The organism is Arthrobacter sp. TJ-178, from assembly GCF_058269275.1.
The window spans coordinates 687,533-712,943 of record NZ_JBZCNK010000002.1 but is presented as its reverse complement, the minus strand read 5'-3'; the positions used below and the strand labels follow the sequence as shown (position 1 = coordinate 712,943).

The 25,411-nt window shown below is 65.6% G+C and carries 21 protein-coding genes and 1 rRNA gene; 15 read left to right on the top strand and 7 right to left on the bottom strand.

The annotated features are described in order from the left end of the window. Positions 1 to 379 precede the first annotated feature (379 nt). Positions 380 to 496 (top strand): 5S ribosomal RNA (gene rrf / locus AC4D2Q_RS09525). Positions 497 to 541: 45 nt separating this feature from the next. On the opposite strand, the gene AC4D2Q_RS09520 is transcribed toward rrf, so the two are convergent. Together AC4D2Q_RS09520 and AC4D2Q_RS09515 are read right to left on the bottom strand one after the other, a co-directional pair. Continuing rightward, the gene (locus AC4D2Q_RS09520) at positions 542 to 1,612 is read right to left on the bottom strand and encodes an acetylxylan esterase (protein ID WP_490946207.1); all 1,071 of its coding nucleotides are present in this window, start codon (positions 1,610 to 1,612) and stop codon (positions 542 to 544) included. Then, a complete protein-coding gene (locus AC4D2Q_RS09515; protein ID WP_490946206.1) occupies positions 1,599 to 2,672 on the bottom strand; it encodes a LacI family DNA-binding transcriptional regulator in 1,074 nt (357 codons plus the stop codon). Before AC4D2Q_RS09515 ends, AC4D2Q_RS09520 begins: the two co-directional genes overlap by 14 nt. A 297-nt stretch (positions 2,673 to 2,969) precedes the next feature. Between AC4D2Q_RS09515 and AC4D2Q_RS09510 the strand changes: the two genes are divergently transcribed. The 6 genes from AC4D2Q_RS09510 to AC4D2Q_RS09485 all read left to right on the top strand — a co-directional run bounded on the left by AC4D2Q_RS09510 (position 2,970) and on the right by AC4D2Q_RS09485 (position 11,776). Continuing rightward, a complete protein-coding gene (locus AC4D2Q_RS09510; protein WP_490946205.1) occupies positions 2,970 to 5,330 on the top strand; it encodes a beta-glucosidase in 2,361 nt (786 codons plus the stop codon). After that, positions 5,327 to 6,361, top strand: coding sequence for an ABC transporter permease (locus AC4D2Q_RS09505; protein WP_490946204.1), 1,035 nt, complete (start codon positions 5,327 to 5,329; stop codon positions 6,359 to 6,361). The genes AC4D2Q_RS09510 and AC4D2Q_RS09505 overlap by 4 nt, the downstream gene beginning before the upstream one ends. Before the next feature lie 23 nt (positions 6,362 to 6,384). After that, complete coding sequence (locus AC4D2Q_RS09500) at positions 6,385 to 7,281, top strand: carbohydrate ABC transporter permease (protein ID WP_490946203.1); 897 nt, start codon at positions 6,385 to 6,387, stop codon at positions 7,279 to 7,281. Positions 7,282 to 7,346: 65 nt separating this feature from the next. Continuing rightward, a complete protein-coding gene (locus tag AC4D2Q_RS09495) occupies positions 7,347 to 8,972 on the top strand; it encodes an ABC transporter substrate-binding protein (RefSeq protein WP_490946202.1) in 1,626 nt (541 codons plus the stop codon). 72 nt (positions 8,973 to 9,044) lie between these two features. Beyond that, positions 9,045 to 9,734: a YesL family protein gene (locus AC4D2Q_RS09490; RefSeq protein ID WP_490946201.1), complete on the top strand. Its 690-nt coding sequence runs from the start codon at positions 9,045 to 9,047 to the stop codon at positions 9,732 to 9,734. Next, a complete protein-coding gene (locus tag AC4D2Q_RS09485) occupies positions 9,731 to 11,776 on the top strand; it encodes a beta-galactosidase (RefSeq protein ID WP_490946200.1) in 2,046 nt (681 codons plus the stop codon). Before AC4D2Q_RS09490 ends, AC4D2Q_RS09485 begins: the two co-directional genes overlap by 4 nt. 8 nt (positions 11,777 to 11,784) lie before the next feature. Here the strand turns inward: AC4D2Q_RS09485 and AC4D2Q_RS09480 are convergent, their stop codons facing one another. The 3 genes from AC4D2Q_RS09480 to AC4D2Q_RS09470 are packed head-to-tail and all read right to left on the bottom strand — an operon-like array spanning position 11,785 to position 14,476. Beyond that, a complete protein-coding gene (locus AC4D2Q_RS09480; RefSeq protein ID WP_490946199.1) occupies positions 11,785 to 12,990 on the bottom strand; it encodes an N-acetylglucosamine-6-phosphate deacetylase in 1,206 nt (401 codons plus the stop codon). Positions 12,991 to 13,013: 23 nt separating this feature from the next. Beyond that, positions 13,014 to 13,733 (bottom strand): glucosamine-6-phosphate deaminase, encoded by a 720-nt coding sequence (locus tag AC4D2Q_RS09475; protein WP_490946198.1) that lies wholly within the window; start codon positions 13,731 to 13,733, stop codon positions 13,014 to 13,016. Positions 13,734 to 13,753: 20 nt separating this feature from the next. Continuing rightward, positions 13,754 to 14,476: a FadR/GntR family transcriptional regulator gene (locus AC4D2Q_RS09470; RefSeq protein ID WP_490946227.1), complete on the bottom strand. Its 723-nt coding sequence runs from the start codon at positions 14,474 to 14,476 to the stop codon at positions 13,754 to 13,756. Between the two features lie 238 nt (positions 14,477 to 14,714). Here AC4D2Q_RS09470 and AC4D2Q_RS09465 point away from each other — a divergent pair, with 238 nt between their 5' ends. The 8 genes from AC4D2Q_RS09465 (at position 14,715) to tatA (ending at position 23,344) form a co-directional block, all read left to right on the top strand. After that, positions 14,715 to 16,319, top strand: coding sequence for an ABC transporter substrate-binding protein (locus AC4D2Q_RS09465; RefSeq protein WP_490946197.1), 1,605 nt, complete (start codon positions 14,715 to 14,717; stop codon positions 16,317 to 16,319). Between the two features lie 84 nt (positions 16,320 to 16,403). Beyond that, positions 16,404 to 17,363: an ABC transporter permease gene (locus AC4D2Q_RS09460; protein ID WP_400927640.1), complete on the top strand. Its 960-nt coding sequence runs from the start codon at positions 16,404 to 16,406 to the stop codon at positions 17,361 to 17,363. A gap of 3 nt (positions 17,364 to 17,366) precedes the next feature. Further along, positions 17,367 to 19,496, top strand: a complete 2,130-nt coding sequence (locus AC4D2Q_RS09455) for an oligopeptide/dipeptide ABC transporter ATP-binding protein (protein WP_490946196.1) — start codon at positions 17,367 to 17,369, stop codon at positions 19,494 to 19,496. After that, positions 19,493 to 20,308, top strand: a complete 816-nt coding sequence (locus AC4D2Q_RS09450; protein ID WP_400927634.1) for an ATP-binding cassette domain-containing protein — start codon at positions 19,493 to 19,495, stop codon at positions 20,306 to 20,308. Before AC4D2Q_RS09455 ends, AC4D2Q_RS09450 begins: the two co-directional genes overlap by 4 nt. Before the next feature lie 66 nt (positions 20,309 to 20,374). Next, a complete protein-coding gene (locus tag AC4D2Q_RS09445) occupies positions 20,375 to 21,307 on the top strand; it encodes a dihydrodipicolinate synthase family protein (protein WP_490946195.1) in 933 nt (310 codons plus the stop codon). Positions 21,308 to 21,309: 2 nt separating this feature from the next. Next, on the top strand, positions 21,310 to 22,284 hold the full coding sequence (locus tag AC4D2Q_RS09440) for an ROK family protein (protein WP_490946194.1): 975 nt from the start codon (positions 21,310 to 21,312) through the stop codon (positions 22,282 to 22,284). Between the two features lie 19 nt (positions 22,285 to 22,303). Then, positions 22,304 to 22,981, top strand: a complete 678-nt coding sequence (locus AC4D2Q_RS09435) for an N-acetylmannosamine-6-phosphate 2-epimerase (RefSeq protein WP_490946226.1) — start codon at positions 22,304 to 22,306, stop codon at positions 22,979 to 22,981. 51 nt (positions 22,982 to 23,032) lie between these two features. After that, on the top strand, positions 23,033 to 23,344 hold the full coding sequence (gene tatA, locus AC4D2Q_RS09430) for a Sec-independent protein translocase subunit TatA (protein ID WP_490946193.1): 312 nt from the start codon (positions 23,033 to 23,035) through the stop codon (positions 23,342 to 23,344). On the opposite strand, the gene AC4D2Q_RS09425 is transcribed toward tatA, so the two are convergent. Then, positions 23,317 to 24,921 (bottom strand): SLC13 family permease, encoded by a 1,605-nt coding sequence (locus tag AC4D2Q_RS09425; RefSeq protein WP_490946192.1) that lies wholly within the window; start codon positions 24,919 to 24,921, stop codon positions 23,317 to 23,319. The genes tatA and AC4D2Q_RS09425 overlap by 28 nt on opposite strands. 69 nt (positions 24,922 to 24,990) lie before the next feature. Beyond that, a complete protein-coding gene (locus tag AC4D2Q_RS09420) occupies positions 24,991 to 25,410 on the bottom strand; it encodes a VOC family protein (protein WP_490946191.1) in 420 nt (139 codons plus the stop codon). Position 25,411: the final 1 nt, after the last annotated feature.

Sequence of the window (25,411 nt, the reverse complement as noted above, 5' to 3'; positions counted from 1 at the left end):
GCGGGGACTAAAGACCCGTGAAGCTGACCGGTACTAATAGGCCGATAACTTACACCACACCACAGTCTGGGCAGGAAACGACTTCAAACGTTCCCGCCAAACAAGGATTGTGTAGATCATGCTGCTTGCGTCCACTATGTGGTTCCCGGACAACAAACCCGACGGGTTTGTTTTTCGTGGAACAGACCACCATTGTTGTCCCCCTTTGAACGGGGGATTGTGATGGGTGGTCGATAAAATGAGCAGGTGCGTGCCCTTGACGGGTGTCGTGTCTGCTTGGAACGATCATGTTCATGACGGGATGCCAGGGATGGTGTTCCGGTCGTGACCCACAGATTTCCCCTGGACCGGTTTAGCCGGTGTTGCGGGGTACAAGGGTTACGGCGGTCATAGCGTGGGGGAAACGCCCGGTCCCATTCCGAACCCGGAAGCTAAGACCCACAGCGCCGATGGTACTGCATCCGGGAGGGTGTGGGAGAGTAGGTCACCGCCGGACAATATTTGAGAGTAGGGCCCCGCATTGATGCGGGGCCCTACTTGTTTAACCGGTTACTGTCCCGGCACCAGCGCCCGACTCCTCGCCGTGGATGACCTGCGGAGCGGAAAGGCCAAGGGTCTTGAGCCAGTCCAGCTGCCGGCGGGTATTCACGGCGTCGCCGCCCTCATGATGGTTGAACGGATAGACCTCCATCCGGCGCTCGGCAGTTATATCCCTGGCGGGACCAATATCACTGGCAGAGCCGTACGCGTTATAGGCCGCAAACACGGTGGACGGGGGACATACGGTATCGCGGAGACCGGTGGCAAAGTGCACCGGAGCCAGCGCACGGCGTGAAAACGCCACACCGTCCACGTAGGAAAGGGTGCGCATCACCGCGGCTTCGGCCTCCCGATACACGGACAGATACTGCACAAGCTCGTCCCACGGCGCAGCCTCGGTGATGCGCAGGGCGCGTTCGGGGTGGCAGAGGAACGGAGCGCTCGTCAGGCAGGCTGCGACATCGGGTACAAGTCCGGCTGCGGCGAGCGAGAGCAGTCCGCCCTGGCTGTTGCCGGCCACAATGACAGCGCCGGCATGGGTTCCGGGCAGTGCGCGTGCCGCGTCCACCGCCCGTGCGGCATCTGTAATGAGGCGACGGTAGTAGTGCTGGTCGTGATCAAGGATGCCCCGGGTCACTACTCCGGGAGCCGACGGCGGCACCGGCCAGGGGTCAGGGGTGTCACCGCCGGATCCGTACTGGCCGCCCTGTCCTCGGCTGTCCACGAGGAGGTGCGCGTATCCGGCCGAAACCCACAGCAGCCGCTCGTGGGGAAGGCCTCTTCCGCGCCCGTAACCGAGGTACTCCACGACCACCGGCAGCCGGGTTTCTGCCGGCACGCCCGCCGGCCGCGAGAACCAGGCGGCCACCGGATCCCCGTGGAAACCGGCAAACCTCACATCCCGGCAGTCCACCCCGGCGAGCCCGTTGTCATAGTCCTGAACTGAGATGAGCACCGGGTGCCGGCGGGAGGCGGCCAGCGTTGCGTCCCACCGCTCGTCGAAATCCTCGGGTTCCTTCTCATCGGAGTGGTAGTGGCGGAGTTGCTCAAGGGGCAGATCAAAGTGCGCCATGTGGTTCTCCTGGATAGCTGTCCGGGACCTGACTTGTGCTCCCGCGGACAACGAGTTCGGTTGCGAGCTCAATGCTCCGGGGTTTCGGATCAGTGCCGCGGGCGATGCCCAGGACCATGCTGGCGGCGGCATCGGCCATGGCCAGCAGGGGCTGGTTCACTGTGGTGAGGGGCGGATCCACCCACGCGGCAAGCGGCAGATCGTCGTAACCCACCACGGACAGTTGCCCGGGCACATCGATGCCCTGTTCCCGGGCTGCCCGCAGCACACCCAGTGCCTGCATATCCGAGCCGGCGAAAATGGCGGTGGGGCGGTCCGGACGGGCGAGGAGCTCTCGCCCGTGTTCATAGCCTCCGACGACGGTGAAGTTTCCCCAGCGGACCGGGTCCTCCATGGGAACAACGCCTGCTTCGGAGTGGGCTGCGCGGTAGCCGTCCACTCGGGCGCGCGAGCAGAGGACGTCTTCGGGTCCGGATACCACGGCGATCCTGCGGTGGCCCAGAGAGAGAAGGTGCCTGGTGGCGGAGAGGCCGCCGTACCAGTTGTTCGAGCCGACGGCGGGTGCCCCAAGTTTGGTTTCGCCGTCGGTGTCCAGCACCACATACGGGATGGACCGGGTTTCCAGCTGCCGCTTTTGATCAGCCGTGAGAGTGGAAAGCACCAGGATGATGCCCTGCGGGCGGCGGGCAATAACCTCACGCACCCATCGCTGGTCCGGAGTATGCCGCCCGCCGAGGTCCGACAGGACCACCCCAAGCCCGTATCTCCGTGCTGCCTGCTCCACGCCGCGGATGATCTCAATTGACCAGGCGGAATCAAGCTCATGGAAGACCAGCTCGATGAGCCGGGCCGAACCGCTGCCCGCCTGCCGGGGGCTGCGTTGATAGTTGTGCTCCTGGAGAGCCTTTTCAATTCTGAGCCGGGTGGCCGGCGCCACGTCTGACCTGCCGTTGAGCACCTTTGAGACTGACGGAACGGAGACTCCGATTGAGGCAGCGATCGCTGAGATGGTCATGCGGCGGGATCCGGTGCTGCTCACGGCCGGGGGGTCGATGGACATGTAATTCCTTGTTGGTATTTCGAAACTCGTTGGATCACCGTAGCACCCGATTTAACGCGCGGAGCATCGTTCTTTGGCTGGAATTACCCGTCCCTTAGAGCCAATACAGGAATGTCTCAGAGAATCTCTTGACACCCGGTTGGAAACAGCTAGTGTTCAGGCAAGCTTTTCGTAAGAGTTTTCGAAACATTTGTAGGTTTTACCGTTCTTGAAAGTACTACGCCGATGTGGTGCACGAGCGATCTCCGTCGTCTTCGGGCCAGCAACTGGCAACCGATTGATCGACAAAGGAGTTCCATGCCGCGCACCGCCGATCCGGGGACAGCCGAGTTGTGGCGTGATGAATCCGCCTCGCCGGCAGACCGTGCCGCTGATCTTGTCTCCCGGATGACGCTTGAAGAAAAGGCAGCCCAGCTGGTGGGTGTGTGGGTGGGCGCCGATGCTTCCGGCGGCGGCGTTGCCCCGCTGCAGGAGGACATGGCCGCTAATCCCATCGACTGGGAAGCGGTCACCGCCAACGGGCTCGGCCAGCTCACCCGGCCTTTCGGCACGGCTCCGGTGGAGCCTGCCGCTGCTGCCCGGTCTCTCGCAGTCTCGCAGGAGCACATTGTGGCCCGGAGCCGGTTCGGCATCCCGGCCCTGGTCCATGAGGAGTGCCTCGCCGGCTTTGCCGCGTGGCGCGCCACCGCCTATCCGGTTCCCCTGGCGTGGGGCGCCACCTTCAACCCTGCACTCATCGAACGCATGGCCAACACCATCGGCCGGTCGATGCGGGCCGCCGGAATCCACCAGGGCCTGGCTCCGGTCCTTGATGTGGCGCGCGACTACCGCTGGGGCCGCACGGAAGAAACCATTTCCGAGGATCCCCACCTCGTCTCCGCCGTCGGCGCTGCCTACGTTCGGGGGCTGGAAGGTTCGGGCATCATCTCTACCCTGAAACACTTTGCCGGCTACTCGGCCAGCCGTGCCGGGCGCAACCTCGCGCCGGTTTCGATGGGCTCCAGGGAGCTTGCCGACGTTATCCTTCCTCCGTTCGAGGCCGCACTCCGGCTGGGCGGCGCCCGTTCGGTGATGCACTCTTACACAGAGATCGACGGCGTACCCTCCGCTGCTGACAGGCACCTTCTGACCGGGGTCCTCCGCGAGCGTCTTGGCTTCGAGGGCACCGTGGTGGCGGACTACTTTGGCATCCGATTCCTCGAGCGGCTGCACCGCGTGGCTGAGGACGGGACCGCTGCGGCCGGGCTCGCACTGAGCGCGGGAGTCGACGTCGAACTTCCCACCGTTGACACCTTCGGTGCCCCGCTGCTGGAGGGCGTAGCGGACGGCCGCATCGACGAGGCCCTGGTCGACCGGGCAGTCCTGCGGGTCCTCACGCAGAAAATCTCGATCGGCCTGCTCAACGAGGACTGGTCCGCGCTGCCGGCCGACGTCGATTCGCTGACACTGGACAGCGGGGATGGACAGGACCTGGCTGAGCAGATAGCGCGGGAATCGTTCGTCCTGCTCGCCAACCCCGACCGGACGCTGCCGCTCAGATCCGGAACGAAGGTTGCCCTGGTTGGCCCGCTGGCCCACGATCCGATGGCGGTGCTGGGCTGCTATTCCTTCCCCGTGCACGTGGGCGGCAAGCATCCGGAGGTTGCCCTCGGCATCGACCTTCCCACGGTGTTTGAAGAGATGAGCATCAGCTTCCCGGACATCACCCATGTGCAGGGCTGCACTGTTGACGGTCCCGACGGCGCCGGCATCCCCGGTGCGGTGGCAGCAGCACGGGACGCCGAGGTGTGCGTGGTGGTCCTCGGCGACCGGGCGGGTCTCTTTGGCCGCGGTACCTCCGGCGAAGGCTGCGACGCAAGTGACCTGAAACTGCCCGGGATGCAGGCGGAACTGCTCACGGCACTCCTGGATACGGGAACGCCCGTCGTCGTGGTGCTCCTGGCCGGACGCCCCTATGCGCTGGGCGACTCCGCTTCCCGGGCCGCCGCCGTCGTCCAGGGTTTCTTCCCCGGCCAGCGCGGCGCCCGCGCCGTCACCGACCTGCTGGCCGGTGCGTTCTCGCCGTCCGGACGCCTGCCGGTCAGCATTCCCCGGGAACCGGGTTCACAGCCGGGCACCTACCTGACAGCGCCTCTGGGGGCAAAGTCCGGAGTCTCCGACCTTGACCCCTCGCCGGCCTTCGCCTTTGGCCACGGAATCGGCTATTCCAGTTTCGAATGGACCGGTGCCCGCGAACTTTACGACCGCACCAGCTGGGAGACCGACGGCGACATCACCATTGAGCTGACCGTCACGAACACGGGGACCATGCGTGCGGCGGACGTAGTCCAGCTGTACCTGCATGATCCCGTCGCCCAGGTTACCCGCCCGGTCCAGCGGCTCCTCGGGTTCGCCCGCGTTGAGCTGGATCCGGGCGAATCGGCCCGCGTGGCGATTACAGCGTCCGCCGACCTCACCGCGTTTACGGGCATCGCGGGCTCCCTGATCGTCGAACCTGGGGCGGTTGAGCTGCGGGTGGCCCGCTCAAGCACTGACATCTCCGCTGTGATCGGGCTCCAGCTCGTGGGTGCTCTTCGCGAGGTAGGTGCAGACAGGGAGCTGACCAGCATCAGCACCGTCACTGCCGTATCCCGGCCGGAACTCGAAGGAGCGCTATGAGCCTAAACCAAACCGGGGTCTCGACCACGGGCGCCGGTGCAACGGGGCCGGAAGCCGCGGCCGCCGTCGGACTCGCAACGGAGATTTCGCCGCCGGGCAGGCGCAGGCTGTTCCAGCGCAAACCCGGCCAGATGTCCTGGCGCAAGACCCTGCGCCGTGACTGGCAGCTCTATGTGCTCGTGATCGTGCCGCTGCTGTTCTTCGCCGTCTTCCGGTACATCCCGATGCTCGGCAACGTCATTGCGTTCCGCCGGTTCCGGCCGGGCGGCAATATTTTCGGCGAAGACTGGGTCGGTCTGCGCTACGTCGAGATGTTCCTGAACGACCCGACGTTCTGGGCGGTGTTCGCCAACACCTTCGTCATCGGCGGGCTCACCCTGCTCTTCTGCTTTCCGCTGCCCATCATCCTCGCGCTGCTGCTCAATGAGGTCCGGTCACGGTATTTCAAGCGGTTCGTACAGACGATCTCCTACCTCCCGCACTTCCTGTCGATCGTCATCATCGCCGGAATGCTCATGCAGCTGCTCTCGCTGGAGGGAACGGTCAACCAGATTGTCCGTGCCGTCGGCGGGGACGCCGTTCCCTTCCTGCAGGCGCCCGAATGGTTCCGCACCATCTATGTCTCCTCGGAGGTGTGGCAGACGGTTGGCTGGGGCACCATCCTGTACCTCGCCGCCCTGACCGGCGTCGACACCGAGCTCTACGAAGCCGCACGCATCGACGGAGCCAACCGCTGGCAGCAGACCTGGCACGTGACCCTGCCGGGCATCCGGCCCACGATGGTCACCCTGCTGGTCCTGAACATCGGCACGTTCCTCTCGGTCGGGTTCGAGAAGATCCTGCTCCTGTACAACCCGCTTACTTATCCGACCGCAGACGTGATCTCCACCTACCTCTACCGGGTGGGGCTCGAGGCCAACAACTTCAGCTATGCCGCGGCCATTGGCATGTTTGAGGCGATCATCGGTCTCACCCTCATCCTTTCCGCCAACGCCATTTCCCGCCGCACAGTAGGGACGAGCCTGTGGTAACCACCGCCCAAGCACCCACCAGATTGAAAAAGCAGGAGCCGGCGCCCCGCCGGATCCGCACCAGCCGCGGCGAGAAGACCTTCCAGGTCATCAACACGATCGTGCTGCTCGGCGTTGTCGCCGTGACGCTGTACCCGTTCGTGAATATCCTGGCGCAGTCCTTCAGCGGTGAGTCTGAAATCCGGTCCGGCCAGGTGAACCTGTTGCCCAAGGGCTTCAACACCACGACCTACCACCTGGTGATGAATGACTCGATGTTTTGGACGAACTACAAGAACACCGTGGTCTATACCCTCGTTGCCACGGCCATCGCCATGGTGCTGACCACCTGCTACGCCTATGTGCTGTCCAAGAAACGGCTGCGCGGACGCAAGTTCTTCATTGGCATCGCCGTTTTCACCATGTTCTTCAACGGCGGACTCATTCCCAACTACGTGCTGATTTCCAGTCTGGGCATGACGAATTCCATCTGGGCCATTGTGCTGCCCAATGCCATCTCGGTTTTCAACCTGCTGGTGATGAAATCGTTCTTCGAGAACCTGCCGGAGGAACTCGAGGAAGCCGCCCAAATTGACGGCCTGTCCACCTTCGGCATTTTGTTCCGCATTGTCCTGCCGCTGTCCAAAGCGGTTATGGCCACCATGGTGCTGTTCTACGCCGTCGCTTTCTGGAACTCCTGGTTCCAGGCCTTCCTGTACATGGACCGTGCGGAACTGTTTCCCGTCACCGTCTACCTTCGAAACCTCATCGCCGGAGCGTCCACTGCGGCATCTTCGGCGGGAGGCGCGGACCTGGCCCAGGTCGCGTCCAACATCCAGTCGGTCACCATGGTGCTCACCGTGCTGCCCATCCTCTGCGTCTACCCCTTTGTCCAGCGCTATTTCGTCTCGGGAGTCATGCTCGGTTCCGTCAAAGGCTGACGGCCGGTCCGGGGTTCCTGTTCTCCATCACTCCACGCCGGATAGTCGGCACAGAAAGGAAAAGCATGTTGTCTCTACCCAAGAAGGTCCTGGCCGCCGGGGCGCTCGTCGCCCTCGTGGCCGGTCTGACGTCCTGTTCTTCGGACAGTGAGTCCGAAGCCGCTGAACTGTCCGGCAAAGATGTCGGAGCGATGGCGGATTTCAAGGCCGGCGACCAGTTCAAGGCCACTGAAGCACTCGACTTCTCCATCCTGTTCAGCGACCACCCCAACTATCCGCTCAAGGACGACTGGCTGTTCTGGTCGGAGCTGACCAACCGCACCAACGTCACCCTGGAGCCCACAGTGGTGCCGATGAGCGATTATGCCCAGAAACGCAGCCTGATCGTGGGCGCCGGTGACGCACCCCTGATCATTCCCAAGACGTATCCGGGCCAGGAGGAGGCTTTCGTCTCCTCCGGGGCGATCCTCCCCGTCTCCAAATACCTCGACCTGATGCCGAACCTCTCGGAAAAGATCGAAAAGTGGGAGCTCGAACCGGACTTCGAGGGCCTGCGCCAGGCTGACGGCGAGTTCTACGTGCTGCCCGGAGTCCATGAAGACGTCTGGCAGGACTACACCGTGGCGTTCCGCACCGACGTCCTGGAAGACCTCGGGCTTGAAGCCCCGAAGGACTGGGACGAATTCCGCGATGTCCTGGTTGCCATCAAAGCCGAATACCCGGACTCCTACCCGCTGTCAGACCGGTTCCAGGGCGACAACCTCCTTGGCCTCATCGCGATGACCTACGGTGTTTCGGCCGGCTGGGGCTGGGACGCAGCAACCTGGAACGAAGACGAGGAGAAATTCGAGTTCACCGGAGCCACCGACGAATACCGCGACTTTGTCGAGTTTGTCGCCGCCCTCGTCAAAGACGGGCTGCTCGACCCCGAAAGCTTCACCCAGGACGATGACTCCGCCATCCAGAAGTTTGTGAGCGGCAAGTCTTTTGCCATCAGCACCAACGCGCAAAGCGTCGTCAACGACTACCGCCAGCCGCTCGCCGACACCGTACCGGGCGCCACCGTTGCCAAGATCCCGCTGCCGGCCGGCCCTGAAGGCAACGTGATCTCGGGAGGCAGCCGCATCGAGAACGGCATCATGATCAACGCAGATGCGGCTGAAAGCGAGAACTTCACCGCCATGATGCAGTTCATCGACTGGCTCTGGTATTCGGACGAAGGGGCAGAGTTCGCCAAATGGGGTGTTGAAGGCACCACTTTCAACAAGGACGCGGACGGTAAGCGCACCCTTGCCGCCGACGTCGACTACGTCGCGCTGAACCCGGGTGCACCCAAGCACCTGCAAAAGGATTTCGGGTTCGGCGGCGGCGTCTTTGCCTACGGCGGCGCAACCGAACTGCTCGAGTCGACCTTCTCGGAGGAGGAACTCACTTTCCAGGACGCCATGAAGCAGAAGGACGTGCTGCCGCTGGCTCCGCCGTATCCGCTGGAAGAAGCTGAGCGCGAGCAGGCCACGCTGATGGTGACGCCGCTTTCCGATACGGCGAAGCAGTCGACACTCCAGTTCATCCTCGGCAACCGCGACCTTTCCGAATGGGACGCGTACGTCAAGGAACTCGAAGGCAAGGGCATGGGCACGTACATGGACCTGGTCAACGAGGCCTACCAGCGCTACGCCGACAGCAAGTAACAGCCAGTAACAGCCAGCGCCGGGGCCCGGATCGGGCCCCGGTGCTCCGGCATTTTCGTACGAGGAGCAGGAATGACCGCATCGACAGACACCATGACGTCCGGCACGCTCGGACGGATTACTGCCGCGGTCTATCGGGTCCTCGTCCTGGAAATCCTCTTTCTCGCGGCGTCCTCACCCGGGATTCTCCTCCTCCTGACGCTGTCCCCGGATCCCTCCAACGCACCCCTGATTGCGTTGAGCCTCCTGCCGGTTGGGCCCGCGTTCTCCGCCATGATCTTCGCGTGGCGGGTCAGCCCCGCCGAAGAACATCTTGCACCCGCGCAGTCCTTCCGGCGCGGCTACCGGCTCAACGCTCTGGGCACGCTCCGGTGGTGGTGGCTGCTGCTGGTCATCGTCGGCATCCTGGGTATCAATGTCGCGTTCCTCGACGCCGTGGTCCCGCCCGGGCTTCCGCTGATTCTTGCCGGCGCAGCCCAGGCAGCCGTCTTCCTGCTCACCGCCCTCACCGCGCTGCACGCACTGGTGATCGGCTCGCTGTACAACTTCCGGACCCGTGACATCCTTCGGCTGGCACTTCGGCTGATCCGTTCCTCGCCGCGGGCCACTGTTGGTGCCGCCGCCATCGTGATCACCGGTGCCGGCGTCGTCGCCGTCGGCTCCGAAATTGCCCTGTTTGCACTCGGCTCCATCATGGCCGCGCTGGTGCTGCAAAACGCCCACACCCTGACCATCGACATCGAGGAGAAGTACATCGCGTGACGGCATCCCGCCCCGCCCGGCCCCATCAGGACAAAGTGCTTTACGGCGGTGACTACAACCCGGAGCAGTGGCCGCGCGAGGTGTGGGAGCTGGACCATGCGGCCTTCGACCTGGCCGGGATCGACACGGTGACCCTTGGCGTCTTTGACTGGGCACTGATTTCGAAAAGCGAAGACGACTACGACTTCGAGCTGCTGGATGCCGTCGTCGGGCGGGTCGCCGAGTCGGGCCGCAAATTCGTCATGGCCACCGCAACGGGAGCACTCCCGCCCTGGCTGGCGCATGCGTATCCCGAGGTCAACCGCACGGACTTCGAGGGGCGCCGGCACACCTATGGGCAGCGGCACAACGCCTGCCCCAACTCCCCGGTATTCCGCAGGCTCTCTGCCCGTCTGGCCGGAAAGATCGCCGAACGCTACGCCGGGCATCCGGGTTTGGTGGCCTGGCACATCGGCAACGAATACGGCGGTGCCTGCTACTGCGAGAACTGCGCCGCGGCCTTCCGGGTGTGGCTCCGGGAACGGTACCGGACGCTGAAGCGGCTCAACCAGGCGTGGAACGCAGTCTTTTGGTCGCACACCTTCACGGACTGGGCCGAGATTGTGCCGCCCAACGCCCTCAGCGAGCACTGGCGCGGGCCCAACCACACGGCGTTTCAGGGGATCACCCTCGATTACCTGCGGTTCACCTCGGACGCCATGCTGCAGAACTTCGTGGATGAGAAGGCTGCGATCCGCGAGCACGACGCGTCCACCCCGGCAACCACCAATTTCATGGGCATGTACCGCCCCATCGATTACCACCGCTGGGCCCGGCACCTCGACTTCGCGTCGTGGGACAACTATCCGCCCACTGACCGGTCTGAAGCTCGAATGGCGCTGACCCACGACCTGATGCGCGGGCTCAAGGGCGGGGATCCGTTCTGGGTCATGGAGCAGACGCCCACCATCACGGCCAGCCGCGACATTAACCCGGTCAAACGCCCGGGCGTCCTGCGGCTGTGGTCCTGGCAGTCCGTGGCGCACGGCGCGGATGCCGTCCTGTACTTCCAGATGCGCCAGTCGCGCGGGGCCTGCGAAAAGTATCACGGAGCGGTCCTGGACCATTCCGGCCGCACGGATACCCGGGCCTTCCGGGAAGTTGCGGAGCTCGGCGCGGACTTCGCACGTGTAGGAAAAGCTGTCCTGGGGGCGCGCACCCCCGCCCGAGCGGCGCTGCTGTTTGATTGGGACAGCTGGTGGGCTGCGGAAATTACGGACGGGTTGAACCGGACGGTGACCTACCCCCAGGTTGTGCAGGGCTACCACCGCGCGCTCTGGGAAGCCGGCGTCCAGCTCGACGTCGTGCCCGTGGACGCAGCCCTGACCGATTACGACGTCGTTGTTGCGCCCCTCCTGCACCTGGTCAAGGGGAATCTGGCGGAGCGGCTGGATGCCGTGGTGCAAAGAGGCGGATCGATTGTCTCGACCTTCCTCTCCGGCAGGGTGGATGAAGACACCAACGCATTTCCCGGCGACGTGCCGGGGCCGTTCGCCTCCCTGTTCGGCATGCGGGTCGAGGAAACCGATTCACTGTCTGCCGACGCCGTGAACCGGATTGCGCTGACCGGTGCCGGTTTGAGCGGGTCGGCGGATTCCCGCAGCGTGTTCGAGATCCTTGTTTCGGAAGGTGCGGAAGTGATGGGCACCTACGGGGATGACTTCTACGCCGGCAGTCCGGCCGTGACACGGCGGTCCGCCACCTCCGGTGGTTCAGCCTGGTACGTGGGCACGCTGTTGGACCAGGACGGAATTTCCGCGATCCTCCGCGCCGTCATTGCCGAGCACGGTCTCCTGGGACCATACGCCGATGAACCGGAACTGGAATTCGCAGTGCGCACGGGGGAGGCAGGCCGCATCTCGTTCCTGCTGAATCATGCGGATACCCCGGTGACCGTTGCAGCGCACGCCGCGGGTACCGATCTGCTCACCGGCGCCGTGTTCATTGCCGGTGCCCCGCTGACTCTCGCGCCGAAGGACGTGGTGGTGCTTCGGGAGGACTAGGGGAGCTTTTACGCAGCCTTAATCCAGGCACCGCGGCGCAGGACACGGATCAGGTGCAGGTCCGAATCCAGCACCAGGACATCCGCCTGGGCTCCGGCGGACAGAGTTCCCACCTGTCCGGACATTCCCAGCACCCGGGCCGGAACTTCGGTGGCGGAATGCAGGGCATCCTCCACCGGAACGCCTGCTGCAACGGCATTGCGCACCAGGTCCAGCATGCTGGCCGTGCCGCCGGCAATTGCTCCGGACTCCAGCCGGGCCACCCCGTTGCGGACCTCAACATTGGCCGGTCCCAGCCGGTACTGCCCGTCTGAGAGACCCGCAGCAGCCATGGCGTCTGTCACCAGGGCGATGTTGTCCGCGCCGAGCAACTCGAACATGGACGCCACCAGATAGGGATCCAGGTGCGTGTTGTCCGCGATGAGTTCTACGACGGCGGCACCGGCCCGGGCTGCACGCAGTGCTGCGGTGACGGCCCCGGGGGAGCGGTGGTGGATGGGGTCCATGCCGTTAAACAGATGGGTCACGGTGGGGACGGCAGCTGGCCGGGACCGGAGACCGGCGGCGGCCCGCGCGAGGGAAGCGGCGGCGTCGTCCGCGGCGGCGGCCGTGTGCCCCATGGACGGGACTACGGAATGCGCGGCCAGCAGGTCCACGAGGTCATCGGCGCCGGGCAGCTCCGGCGCATAGGTCATGGTGCGCAGGTGTCCGCGGCCGGCCGTGATGAGCGCTGCAGCGAAGCCGGGATCCGGTGCCAGCAGCCAGCGCGGATCCTGGGCGCCGCAGCGGGATGCGGACAGGAAGGGCCCCTCCAGATGGATGCCGGCAATGTCACCGGTTTCAGCCAGCCCGGCGAACACGTCCATCCCCGCGAGCAGATCGGCAGGAGCAGCGGTGACCAGGCTGGCCAGCAGCGTGGTGGTGCCGGCAGCATGCATCCGGTGCACAGCTTTCCGGGCGGAGGCAGCATCAGCGGAGGGAAAATCCGTTCCGTATCCGCCGTGGGTGTGCACGTCCACCAGGCCGGGGACGGCAATCTGTCCGGGGGCAAGATCCAGTAAAGCTACGCCGTCGACGTCGATTCCCCGGTCCGCGAGCACCCGGGCCAGCCCGGCCTGCGGCCCTGCGTAGATAATCTCGCTTCCGGCAACCGCGACGGCGCTGTCCGCAGCCAGCCGCGAGTCCAGCAGCGCCGTGCCCCTCAGAACCGTCACCGGCTGGGGGAGACTGCCCGGCATCATTGCTTGAGCCCGGCGGCGGCAGCCTCGTCCAGGACTACGGTGACACGGCCGTGCAGCTGCAGGGCCGAGGCCGGGCACTCGGGGTCGATCGGTCCTTGCAGGGCGCGGGCGATGATGTCCGCCTTGCCGGCGCCGTGCGCGATGAGGAGCAGGTGCCGTGCTTCCAGGATCGTTCCGATGCCCTGGGTCAGGCAGAGCGTGGGAACTTCGTCCGGGGAATCGAAGAACCGGGCATTGGCGCTGCGGGTGCGCTCCGTCAGGGTTTCCACCCGCGTCCGCGAATCGAAGGGGGCACCGGGTTCGTTGAAGGCCAGGTGGCCGTTGTGGCCGATGCCCAGAATCTGCAGGTCGACCCCGCCGGCAGACTGGATGGCCTGTTCGTAGTCTTTGGCCGAGGCGTCGAGGTCCGGCACCGACACATCGGGGACGTGGACGGCGTCGGGCCGCAGCCCGAGCCGACGGGTGACCTCATCGTCAATGACTGCCGCGTAACTGCGCGGATCCCCGGGCGGAAGTCCCACGTACTCGTCCAGCGCGAAGCCGCTGACGCGGGAGAAATCCGCGTCGGAGTCTGCCAGCGCATCATAAAGCGGCAGGGGTGAAGAACCGGTGGCAAAACCCAGGACAGCGTCCGGCCGGGCGCGCACACATTCGCGCACGACGGCGGCGGCAGCGGCTCCGGCTTCTTCCGGGCTTTTGAGGATGAGGAGTTCCATGGGTCCTTTCCCGTGGTTGTTCATCGCTTGACCAGCGTCGCAATGGCTTCGCGGATGCCGTCAAAATGGCTGTTGAGGCGGTCGGAGGCCAGCGCTTTGTCTCCGCTGCGGACGGCTTCGTAGATCTCCCGGTGCCGCAGGGCGGTGGAGTGAAGATTGGCGGCTTTCATGCCGGCGGCGGCATGTATCTGGCTGTACACGTCCCAGAACACGGACATGAGGTGGGTCAGCAGCTCATTGTCCAGTGGTGCAAAAAGCTGACGGTGGAATTCCGAGTCCACTCCTGCCAGCGGGCGGCCCGCATCCGCCAGGGCCTCCATCTCCCGCACGGTGTCTGAAATGCGGGCCAAATGTTCCTCGGTCATCAGGCTCATGGCCTGGCCGATCAGGCCGGACTCGAGGGTTTGCCGGACATCCACGAGCTCCAGCGCTTCCTTGCCCTGCTGCCGCAGGGAAAGCCGGCCCCGGAAGGTCAGCCCCGTGGTCAGCGCATCCAAGTTGGTTGGTGCCACAAACATGCCGTAGCCGTGCCGGATCTCCACCACGCCCAGGGCCTGCAGGACCTTCAGTGATTCCCGCAGCGTATTTCGTCCGACACCCAGCGTGCTGCAGAGCTCAGCTTCGGTGGGCAGCGGGCTTCCGGCTTCAAGGTTGCTTTCCAAAATCAGGTCCATGATGTCCTTCTGCAGGGCAGCAAGGCGTGCCTGGGCGCTGAACCGCGGCGCGCGGCCGGAAGCAGCCACTGCGGGGGAGTCGCGGGACAGCGGGGCGGTGTCGTTCGCCAAAATCGAAACTCCTTCGGAAACGGGTGGTGCCGGGGATTCCGTGCGCAGGCAGACAGCCCGCCGTCCTGCGCCGCGGAACCGAGTGGCCACAGTGTGACGTGCTTGACCCGGTTGTGTGATTCAGCCTACAGTCTACTCAACCCGCATGGGATGTCCTACGTCCGATGTCCGCTCCCACCCCGATTGGTGAGACACCATGAGCAAAACCACTGAAAGCACCGGATTCCTCCGGAACGCCAGCCGCCGCGACTTCCTCCGTATTGCCGGGGTCCTGGGCACTGCGTCCGCCTTTGCCGGCTCGCTGGCCGCCTGCAGCCCCGGAGGCTCCACAGCAGCCACCGGCGGCGGCAAAGCAGCAGCCGACTCCATCGAGGCGGGGATCTCCTACTCCCTGTCCACGGGATTCGATCCGATGACCGCAACCGGTGCAACCCCGGTAGCCGCCAACCTCCACATCTTCGAAGGCCTGACCGAGCTGCACCCGGCCACCCGCGAGCCGTACCTGGCGCTGGCGGCCGCAGAGCCCGAGAAAGTCGACGAGACCACCTACCGCGTGACGCTCCGCGAAGGAGCCACGTTCCACAACGGCGAACCCGTCACTGCCGACGACGTCGTCTACTCCTTTGAGCGGGTCCTCGACCCGGCCAACGCCTCCCTCTTTGCCGGCTTTGTGCCCTTCATCGCCTCCGTCACCGCCGACGGCGACGCAGTGGAGTTCAAGCTGAAGTACCCCTTCGCCGAATTCGGCCCCCGCATCTCCGTGGTCAAGATTGTTCCCAAGGCACTGGCCTCGAACCAGGCCGCGTTTGACCTGGCGCCGGTGGGCAGCGGCCCGTACAAGTTTGTCTCCGCGGTCAAGGAAGACCGGATTGTCTTCAAGAAGTTCGAGGAATACAACGGCTCCTACCCGGCCAAGGTCACGGACATGACCTGGCTGCTGCTGGCAGACCCCGCAGCACGCGTGGCCGCGGTCCCGTCCCGCGTCCAGGCGATCGAAGACATTCCCTACCTGGACGTTGACCAGCTGAAGGCCAAGCTCGACGTCGACTCCGTGCAGTCCTTCGGCCTGCTGTTCCTGATGTTCAACTGCGCGTCGGAGAAGTTCGCCGACAAGCGGGTGCGGCAGGCACTGCACTATGCCACGAACACCGAGGACATCATCTCCAAGGCGCTGCTGGGCAACGCGGCGGCGGCCACCTCCTACTTCCAGAAGGGCCACCCGTCCTACACGGAAGCCTCCACGGTGTACGGCTATGACCCGGAGAAGGCCAAGGCGCTGCTGAAGGAAGCCGGGATGGAGAACATGACCATCACGCTGACCTCCACCGACGCCGGCTGGGTCACCCGAGTGACTCCGCTGATCAAGGAGAACTGGGACGCCATCGGCATCACCACCACCCTGGAGCCCCTGCAGTCCGCCGCCGTCTATGCACCGGAAAAGGTGGGCGGCCAGAACTTCGACGTCCTGGTGGCCCCGGGCGATCCCTCCGTTTTCGGCAACGACGGCGATCTGCTCCTGAGCTGGTTCTACCGCGGCGACACCTGGGCTAAGAACCGCATGGCCTGGTCCGGAACCCCGGAATTCGCCGATGTCCAGGCAAAGCTGGACAAGGCAGTGCAGCTGGACCCGGCCGAAGCGAAGAAGGTGCACGCCTCCGTTGTCGACATTGTTGCCGAAGAAGCGCCGCTGTACCCGCTGTTCCACCGCCAGCTGCCCACCGCCTGGGACAGCGCCACCCTCGACGGCTTTGCGCCGCTGCCAACAACCGGCCTCTCCTTCGTAGGGGTCGGCCGGAAGTAACACCCCGCACTGCCGGCACGGGGACATCCCCCCAACGAACCCCGCGCCGGTGGTGCGGCCCGCACCACTTGGAGAAACAAAAACATGGCTACACTATTGCGACTGCTTGGCCGCAGGCTGGCAGCCCTGCCGTTCATGCTGCTGGGCGTGACCATCATGGTCTTCATCGTCCTGTCCGTGATCCCGGCAGACCGCGCCACCGCCGTCCTGGGTGAAAACGCCAGCGAAGAGGCCAAAGACGCCTTCCGTGAAGCCCGCGGCCTGAACGATTCACTGCTCATCCAGTTCCTGCGCTACCTTGGCGGCGTTATCCGGCTGGACTTCGGCTACACCAACCCGCCCGAAGAATCTGTGGCTTCCAAAATTGCCACTGCCTTTCCGGTGACCCTGCAACTGACCCTGCTGGGCATCCTGCTCGCCGTTGTCCTGTCCCTGGTCCTGGGCGTGACGAGCGCCCTGTACCGGGACCGCTGGCCGGACCAGCTCATCCGCGTTTTCTCCATCGCGGCCATTGCCACCCCGTCCTTCTGGCTGGCCATCCTGCTTATCCAGTGGCTGGCCCTGCCCGCGGGCTCCATTTTCCCCACCGGCGGAATGGCCTGGGCCGAACAGTACGGCTTTGTGGGCTGGATGTACTCCATGGCGCTGCCCGCCCTGGCCCTGGGCATCCCGGTGTCCGCGTCGCTGATCCGCGTGGTGCGCACCTCCATGGTCGAAGAACTGGACCGTGACTACGTGCGCACGGCCATCGGCAACGGCGTTCCCTACCGCACTGTCGTGGCCAAGAACGTGCTGCGCAACGCCCTGGTCACTCCGGTGACCGTGCTGGGCCTGCGGGTGGGCTACCTGCTGGGCGGCGCCGTCGTGATTGAAAAGATCTTCAGCCTCAACGGCATGGGGGACCTGATCATCGTGGGCCTGAACACCTCGGACACCAACCTGGTCCAGGGCGCCGTGCTGACCATCGCCGTCGCCTTCGTGGTCGTCAACATCCTGGTGGATGTCCTCTACGTACTCATCAATCCCCGGATCCGGACGGTATAAAGCATGCGCAACGGACTCGCTGAACGGCTCGCCAACTCAGGCGCCCGCTTCAAATCCCTGAACTTCAGCTCCAAACTGGCCCTGGCCTTCCTGATCATCGTGGCCTTCATCGCCATTGCCGGCCCGTCGCTGGCGCCCTTCGGGGAAAATGAGTCCAGTGCCCCGGTGCTGGCTCCCGGCGGCGACCACCTGATGGGAACCGACGGCTCCAGCTACGACGTCTTCTCCCGCCTCCTCTACGGCGCCCGCGTCTCGGCCGCCATCGGCCTGGGGTCGGTGGCCGTGGCCGTGATCCTGGGATCCATCCTCGGCGCACTGGCTGCGACCTCACGCAAGTGGGTCAATGAAGGCATCATGCGCGTCCTGGACATCATGATGGCCTTCCCCGGCATCGCCCTGGCCGCTGCCCTGCTCTTTGCGCTCAAGGAATACTCGCTCACCCTCTTCGGCTCCACCGTCCCGGTGATCATCTTTGCCATCGCCATTGTCTACACCCCGCAGCTGGCCCGCGTGGTCCGCGCCAATGTGCTCGCCCAGTACGGCGAAGACTACGTCCGCGCCGAACGGGTGATCGGCGCCGGCCGGCTGTTCATCCTGACCAAGCACGTCATCCGCAACACCGCAGCTCCCGTGCTGGTGTTCGCCACGGTCATGGTGGCCGACGCGATCATCCTTGAGGCATCCCTGTCCTTCCTCGGCGCCGGCGTCCAGCCGCCGTCGGCCTCCTGGGGCAACGTGATGGCGGACGGGCGCAACGTGGTCTTCAGCGGTGCCTGGTGGCCGACGACGTTTGGCGGCATCAGCATCCTGCTCACCGTCCTGGCGCTGAACATCCTGGCCGAAGGGCTCACCGACGCAATGGTGAATCCGCGGATGCGCCGTGCCGCTCCCGTCAAGGAGGCCACGGTCAAGCTGGCAGCCGCCACCGCCGTGCCGTCGGCTCCGCCGGCCGCGGACGCCGTCGTCGATCCGGAGACAGCACCCGCCGATCCCGAGCGCCCCGCAGACCCCGCAGCCGCCCGGATCAACCTGCCCGGCTCCCTGGCCGCACTGGCCGAGGAACTGCAGCTGCTGGCGGCGGTGGAAGCGCAGCGCACCGACCGGCTGCCCGCTGTGTCCGCGGATGGACCGGTCATCCTTGAGGTTCGGGACCTGTCCATCCGGTTCCCCGGCCGCTACGGAGACACCGCCATTGTGGACCGGGTCAGCTTCACCGTCCGCGAAGGCGAAACCATGGGCCTGGTGGGAGAGTCCGGCTGCGGAAAATCGATCACCTCGCTGGCCATCATGGGCCTGCTGCCGCCCACCGCGGTCCTCAGCGGTTCCATCACCTTCCAGGGCAAGGAACTGCTCACCAACGATCCGCGGCAACGGGACCGCCTGTACCGCGGCCTGCGCGGCGAGCAGATCGCCATGGTCTATCAGGACGCACTGAGCTCACTCAACCCGTCCATGCTGATCAAGGACCAGCTCCTGCAGCTGACCCGCCGCAACGGCCGCAAGACGCCGCGCGAACTGCTGGAAATGGTGAAGCTGGATCCGGACCGGACGCTCAAGAGCTACCCGCACGAGCTCTCCGGCGGACAGCGCCAGCGCGTCCTCGTGGCCATGGCGCTCTCCCGCTCGCCGAAGATCATTGTGGCGGACGAACCCACCACCGCCCTGGACGTCACCGTTCAGAAACAGGTGGTGGACCTGCTCAACGAACTGCGCGAGGAGCTGGGCTTTGCCATGGTGTTCGTCAGCCACGACCTCGCCCTGGTTGCCTCGCTGGCACACCGGATCACTGTCATGTACGCCGGGCAGGTGGTGGAATCCGCCGGAGCCTCCGAACTCATGCGGAACCCGCAGCATGAGTACACCCGGGGCCTGCTCGGCGCCGTACTCTCCATCGAATCCGACGCCGACCGGCTCCACCAGATCCAGGGCACCGTTCCCTCGCCGCGCGAATTTGCCGCCGGCGACCGGTTTGCCGAACGGTCACTGCGCCCGGACGCCGATCCGGACCAGGTCCTGTCCTTTGTCCGTGTGGGCGAGGGCGACCATTTCTGGGCCAGCCACCTGGCCGACAGCCACAACGACGACGGCGCCGCCCTGGCCGCCGCCGGCACCAGCGCCGAAGGACAGTCATGAGCACCGAAACGACTATGGGGAACGTGCCGGTCCTGGAGCTGAAGGGTTTGAAGGTCCATCACCGCAGCCGCACCGGTTCCATCTTCCGGCCCAACATTGTCAAGGCCGTGGACGGCGTGGACTTCACGGTCCGCCGCGGCGAAACCGTGGGGGTGGTGGGGGAGTCCGGCTGCGGCAAGTCCACCCTGGCATCAGTGCTGGTGGGGCTGCAGGAACCCACCGCCGGGCAGGTGCTCTTCCACGGCAAGCCGGTCAGCATCCGCCGCGCGGCGGACCGCAAGCACTTTGGCCAGGACGTCGCCGTCGTCTTCCAGGACCCGTCAACCGCGCTGAACCCGCGGATGACCATCCAGGACATCCTCACCGATCCGCTGCAGGTCCACGGCATCGGCGATGCTCGCTCCCGGGCGGCCAAGGTCAAGGATCTGCTGGCCCTGGTGGGACTGCCGTATTCCGCCGCGGAAGTCACGCCGCACCAGGTCTCCGGCGGGCAGCGCCAGCGCGTGGCCATTGCCCGGGCGCTGGCCCTGGATCCGGCGGTCATCGTGGCTGACGAACCCACCTCCGCCCTGGACGTGTCCGTCCGGGCGCAGGTGCTGAACCTGCTCGCCGACCTGAAGCGCGAGCTGAACCTGGGCATGGTCTTCATCTCGCATGACATCCAGACCGTCCGCTACGTTTCCGACCGGATCTGCGTCATGTACTACGGGCGGATCGTCGAGGAAGGGCCGGCCGAACAGGTCTTCACCCATCCCGAAGACGAGTACACCCGCAAGCTCCTGGGCGCCGCGCCCAGCCTGCTGCATCCCTGATTTTCATCCTGTTCCACCGCACTGATCTGTTCCACCGCACACCATTACCAGCACTTGGAGATATCTGTGGCCTCTCAGCCCAACCACCAGTTCCACGGCGTCATCCCGCCCGTTGTCACTCCCCGCAGCGCGGACGGCAGCATTGACACCCACTCCCTGACCCGGGTCACCAAGCACCTGCTGGAAGGCGGCGTCCACGGACTGTTCGTCCTGGGCTCCTCCGGCGAGGTCCCGTACCTGACCAACAGTGAGCGCGACCTGGTGCTCACCACCATCGCGGGGGTCAACGCCGGGCAGGTTCCCCTGATTGTGGGTGCCAGCGAGCAGAGCACCAGCCGCGTCATCGAAGAAGGCCGGAGGATGATCGGTCTTGGAGCCGACGCCCTGGTGGTCACGTCCCAGTTCTATGCACTGTCTGATGCACTGGAAACCGACACCCACTTCCGCAGCATTCACGCTGCCCTTGACGTGCCGATCTTCGCCTACGACGTTCCGGTCCGCACCAATTACAAGCTGCCCCTGAACCTGCTGATCCAGCTGGGCCTGGACCAGGTCATTGCCGGCGTCAAGGATTCCTCCGGCGATGACGTCTCCTTCCGTCAGCTCTGCCTGGCCGCCCGCAGCATCGACAACTTCTCGGTCTTCACGGGCCACGAGGTAGTGGTGGACGGAGCCCTGCTGGGCGGTGCCGACGGCGTGGTGCCCGGGCTGGGCAACGTGGATCCGGCCGGTTACCGCCGCCTGTACGACGCAGCTTCCAGCGGGGACTTTGCCACCGCCGCGAGCGAGCAGGACCGCCTCGCTGACGTCTTCAACATCGTCTACGCACCCACACCGGGCCGCGTCTCCGGCGGTGCGGCCGGCCTCGGCGCCTTCAAGACTGCACTGATGCTGATGGGCGTCATTGACACCAACATCATGTCCGCGCCCATGGTGTCCCTGAACGAGCCCGAAACGGCCGCCATCGCCACCATCCTTGAGCGCAACGGCCTGATCTAGGGATGCAGCCGGTTCAACACTGCGTCATCGGGGTGGATATCGGCGGCACCAAAACCGCCGCCGGAATTGTGGATGCCGCCGGCATGCTGCATGCATCGGCTTCCCGGCCCACTCCGGCAACCGCCGGCCCGGCAGCGATCCTGGCTACCGCCGTCGGGCTGGTGGAATCCCTGCTGGCGCAGGCCCGGACCGCCGGACTGCTGCCGGTGGCCGTGGGCATCGGCTCCGCCGGGGTGATTGACGCGCGGAACGGATCGGTGGTGTCAGCCACCGATTCCCTCACCGGCTGGGCCGGCACCCCGCTGGCCGCACACCTGGGCCGGGAGGCCAGGCTGCCCGCCTATGCCGTCAACGACGTGCACGCCCACAATCTGGGCGAGCACTGGCAGGGTGCTTCCGCCGGTGCGTCGTCCACGCTGCTGGTGGCCGTGGGTACCGGCGTCGGCGGTTCCCTGATCCTGAACGGCGCCGCGCACACGGGGGAGCGCGCCGTGGCCGGGCACGTGGGGCATCTCGCCTCTCCCTACGCCTACGACGACGCCGGCCGCGCGCTGCCGTGCAGCTGCGGGCGCGCCGGGCATCTGGAAGCCATCGCCTCCGGCCCGTCCATCAGCAATCTGTATCGGCGGCTGGGCGGGGACGGTGCTGCCGCAACGGCCCGGGAAATTTCGGTGCGTGCCGCCGCCGGAGAGTCGGTGGCCCTGCGCGCCCTGACCCATGGGGCTGAAGCTGCCGGACAGACAGTGGGCGGACTGGCCAACGTGCTGGATCCGGCCATCGTGGTGATCGGCGGCGGCGTGTCCGCAGCCGGAAAACTGTGGTGGAACCCGTTCCTCACGGCGCTGCGTGCCGAGCTGATGGATCCGCTGGCCGGCCTGCCCGTGGTGCCGGCCGTCCTGGGCGCCGACGCCGCAGTGGTGGGCGCCGCCAAACTTGCCTTTGACCGCGTAAATGTTCCGGAGGAAACCCGTGTCTGAACCCCAAGCAACACGCCACATGAGCGTTGATCTCTCAGCCCTGGAATCGAAGCTGGTTGTCTCCTGCCAGGCCTATCCGGGCGAACCCCTGCGGGACCCGCGGACCATGGCACAGATGGCACAGGCTGCGGTGGTCGGCGGTGCTGCCGCAGTGCGGATCCAGGGCATCTCGGACCTGGAACAGACCCGTGCCGCGGTGGACGTTCCGATGATCGGCCTGTGGAAGGACGGGGCGGACGGCGTCTTCATCACTCCCACCCTGAAGCATGCCCTGGCCTGTGTTGCTGCGGGCTCGGACATCGTGGCCATTGACGGCACCCGCCGGCCGCGCCCGGACGGGCTTACGCTCGCCGACACCATCTCTGCTCTTCATGAGCAGACCGGGGCGCTGGTGATGGCTGACTGCGGTTCCGCCCTGGACGCGAAGGCCGCAGCCGATGCGGGAGCGGACCTGATCGGCACCACCCTGGCAGGCTACACGGGGGAACGGCCGAAAACCGACGGGCCGGACCTGGAACTGATCGCGGAGATCGCCGCACTGGACCTGGGACGGCCGCTGATTGCCGAGGGCCGGATCCATACCCCGGCGCAGGCCCGGGCATGCCTGGATGCCGGCGCGTTCGCCGTCGTCGTGGGTACCGCGATCACCCACCCGACCACCATCACCGGGTGGTTCGCGGGCGCGCTCGCCAATTGATCTGTTCCTCGTTCACCCGAAGTTCAAAGCTGCAGCCGATAGGATGTGCCCATGAAAATTGAAGGTTGGCATTTTGTCATTGTGATCGCCCTCGCGTTGCTGCTTTTCGGCGCACCGCGGCTTCCCGGTCTGGCCCGCAGCGCCGGCCAGTCGCTGCGTATTTTCCGGTCGGAGGTACGGCAGATGAAGGACGAAAACCCGGCGCCTGCGCCTGAGACTCCGGCACCGGCGGCCTATGCCGCTCCGCCCGCACCGGCGGCCTATGCCGCTCCGCCCGCACCGGCGGCCTACGCTGCTCCGCCTGCCCCGGCGGCCCCTGCCGCTCCGGATTCGGTTCAGAAGGGCCAAATCAGCGGCACGTAAAGCACCCCGGCCGCAAGGAAGATGAGGGCCAGGGGCAGCCCTAGGCGCCAGTAGTCGCCAAAGCGGTATCCGCCCGGCTGCATCACCATGAGGTTCGCCGGTGTGGCAATAGGGGTAAGAAAAGCTGCGGCGCCCACCACGGTCAGCGCCATCATGAACGGCTGCACGCTGACGTCCAGTGACTGGGCAAAGGAAACTGCCACGGGCGCCATCACCAGCACCGTTGCCACGTTCGAGATGACCTGGCTGAGGATGAGGGTGAGCACGCAGATCACAAGGAGGGCGAAGCGGGGGGACCCTCCGCCGGTGAGCCGGTCAACAAATGAAGCAATCTGGTCAGCGGCCCCCGAGGAGACGAAAGCGTTGGAGAGCGGGATGAGTCCTGCGATCAGGACCACGGTGTCCCATGAAATTGCGCGGAAGCCCTGCGGGACGCTGACCACCCGCAGGACCACCAGTGCACCAGCCGCGAGCAGTCCCACGATGGCCGGAGGAACTGCGCCGCTTGCCAGTAGGACGATAGCGACGATGAGCACGGCAAGGCAGCGGCGCCAGCCGCGTCCGAGCGGTATGCTCCGCTGGAGGTTCCGGGTCGGCTCGACGGCGATCACGTCGGACGAGTCGGTGTAGCGGTGCAGGGCATCCCACGGACCGTGGATCAGCACGCCGTCGCCTGTGTGGAGGGTCAGCTCACCCGTTGCCGCGGGCACCCCGGGGCCGGTTGACGGCGTGCCGCCGCGGCGAAGCGCCACCACCACGAGGTCCCCGTCCCCGATGACCTCTCCGGGAAAAACGGTGCGCCCGATCAGCCTCGAGTGCGGTGCGACGATAACCTCGGACACTCCCTCACCGCCGGTGAACAGCCGTCCGGCGTCAAGGTCGGCCGCGTATCTTTCCTGCCAGGACCGCACCCGTTCGCGCGGGTCGGCGGTGTTTCCCGGAACCCGCTCGGGGATCCGCTCAGGCAGGAGATGTCCGCCGAAGGCCACCACGAGGAGCGCGGTGAGGATGACGAGCGGCAGTCCCACCAGCGCAAACTCAAAGTACCCGAACTCCCGCCCGCCTGATTCAGCAGCGACTTCGGAGACGATGATGTTCACCGGCGTCCCCGTCAGGGTCAGCAGGGAACCCGCGCCGGCCGCGAAGGCCAGCGGAATCAGCATGCGTGAGGGAACGACGCCGGACCGTCCCGCTGCAACGATGCCCACAGGCAGCAGCGCTGCCACGGCACCGTTGATGCTGATCACGGCAGAGAGCGCTGCCGCGGCAGCCATGATCGCCAGGAGAAGCCCGGCCCCACGCAGCGAGGAGCGCCTCTCGAGCTGCTGTCCGATCCAGGCCGTAATGCCGGTGGCGTCCAGGGCGTCGCTGAGGACGAAAAGCGAGGCAATGAACAGGACAACGGGATCGCTGAAGCCCTGCAGGGCTTCGTCCAGGGGAAGCACCCCCGTGGCCCATAACGCCAGGGGGACGAACAGTGCGACGATGACGAGCGGAACCCGGTTTGTCATGAAGCCCAGCACGGCCAGCGCCAGCACCGCATATGTTGCCCACATCGGATCCAGAGCCGCCTGCATGAAACCCAGTCAAGTGGGTTAAAGCCGGCATGTCGATGGATCAGCGTCCCCGGCGGCCTGACATGGGGGTCACAGCGTCCGGCTGCTGTGCGGAATCAGGGGGTGCTCGGCCCGCACCTTCATTTCCTGGACCGTCCAAGTGTTGCCGTCCGGGTCCGAGAACCAGAAGAAGGTACCGCCGTCGCGCTCGTCGAAAACCGTAATTTCACCCGCTTCCACTCCGCGGCCGAGCAGCTCTTCCCGCGCAGCCCGGGCATCTGAGACCACGAGCTGCATCCCGTTCATCGATCCGGGCTCCATTGGCTGCGGAGACGGCAGGTTGCCGATCACGATGGAACACCCCGATCCCGGCGGCGTCAGCTGGGCAAAGTCCATGTCCCCGTTGACGGTGCGGTGATCCAAAGTGAAGCCGACCTGCTCGCGGTAGAAGGTGATGGCCCGGTCCAGGTCGCTGACCGGGACCACCACCACTTCCAGGGTCCAATCCATG

Coding starts and splice junctions, on each gene's coding strand:
- AC4D2Q_RS09520 (WP_490946207.1), bottom strand. CDS start 1,612: ATGGCGCACTTTGATCTGCCCCTTGAGCAACTCCGCCACTACCACTCC.
- AC4D2Q_RS09515 (WP_490946206.1), bottom strand. CDS start 2,672: ATGTCCATCGACCCCCCGGCCGTGAGCAGCACCGGATCCCGCCGCATG.
- AC4D2Q_RS09510 (WP_490946205.1), top strand. CDS start 2,970: ATGCCGCGCACCGCCGATCCGGGGACAGCCGAGTTGTGGCGTGATGAA.
- AC4D2Q_RS09505 (WP_490946204.1), top strand. CDS start 5,327: ATGAGCCTAAACCAAACCGGGGTCTCGACCACGGGCGCCGGTGCAACG.
- AC4D2Q_RS09495 (WP_490946202.1), top strand. CDS start 7,347: ATGTTGTCTCTACCCAAGAAGGTCCTGGCCGCCGGGGCGCTCGTCGCC.
- AC4D2Q_RS09490 (WP_490946201.1), top strand. CDS start 9,045: ATGACCGCATCGACAGACACCATGACGTCCGGCACGCTCGGACGGATT.
- AC4D2Q_RS09475 (WP_490946198.1), bottom strand. CDS start 13,733: ATGGAACTCCTCATCCTCAAAAGCCCGGAAGAAGCCGGAGCCGCTGCC.
- AC4D2Q_RS09465 (WP_490946197.1), top strand. CDS start 14,715: ATGAGCAAAACCACTGAAAGCACCGGATTCCTCCGGAACGCCAGCCGC.
- AC4D2Q_RS09460 (WP_400927640.1), top strand. CDS start 16,404: ATGGCTACACTATTGCGACTGCTTGGCCGCAGGCTGGCAGCCCTGCCG.
- AC4D2Q_RS09455 (WP_490946196.1), top strand. CDS start 17,367: ATGCGCAACGGACTCGCTGAACGGCTCGCCAACTCAGGCGCCCGCTTC.
- AC4D2Q_RS09450 (WP_400927634.1), top strand. CDS start 19,493: ATGAGCACCGAAACGACTATGGGGAACGTGCCGGTCCTGGAGCTGAAG.
- AC4D2Q_RS09440 (WP_490946194.1), top strand. CDS start 21,310: ATGCAGCCGGTTCAACACTGCGTCATCGGGGTGGATATCGGCGGCACC.
- AC4D2Q_RS09435 (WP_490946226.1), top strand. CDS start 22,304: ATGAGCGTTGATCTCTCAGCCCTGGAATCGAAGCTGGTTGTCTCCTGC.
- tatA (WP_490946193.1), top strand. CDS start 23,033: ATGAAAATTGAAGGTTGGCATTTTGTCATTGTGATCGCCCTCGCGTTG.
- AC4D2Q_RS09425 (WP_490946192.1), bottom strand. CDS start 24,921: ATGCAGGCGGCTCTGGATCCGATGTGGGCAACATATGCGGTGCTGGCG.
- AC4D2Q_RS09420 (WP_490946191.1), bottom strand. CDS start 25,410: ATGGATTGGACCCTGGAAGTGGTGGTGGTCCCGGTCAGCGACCTGGAC.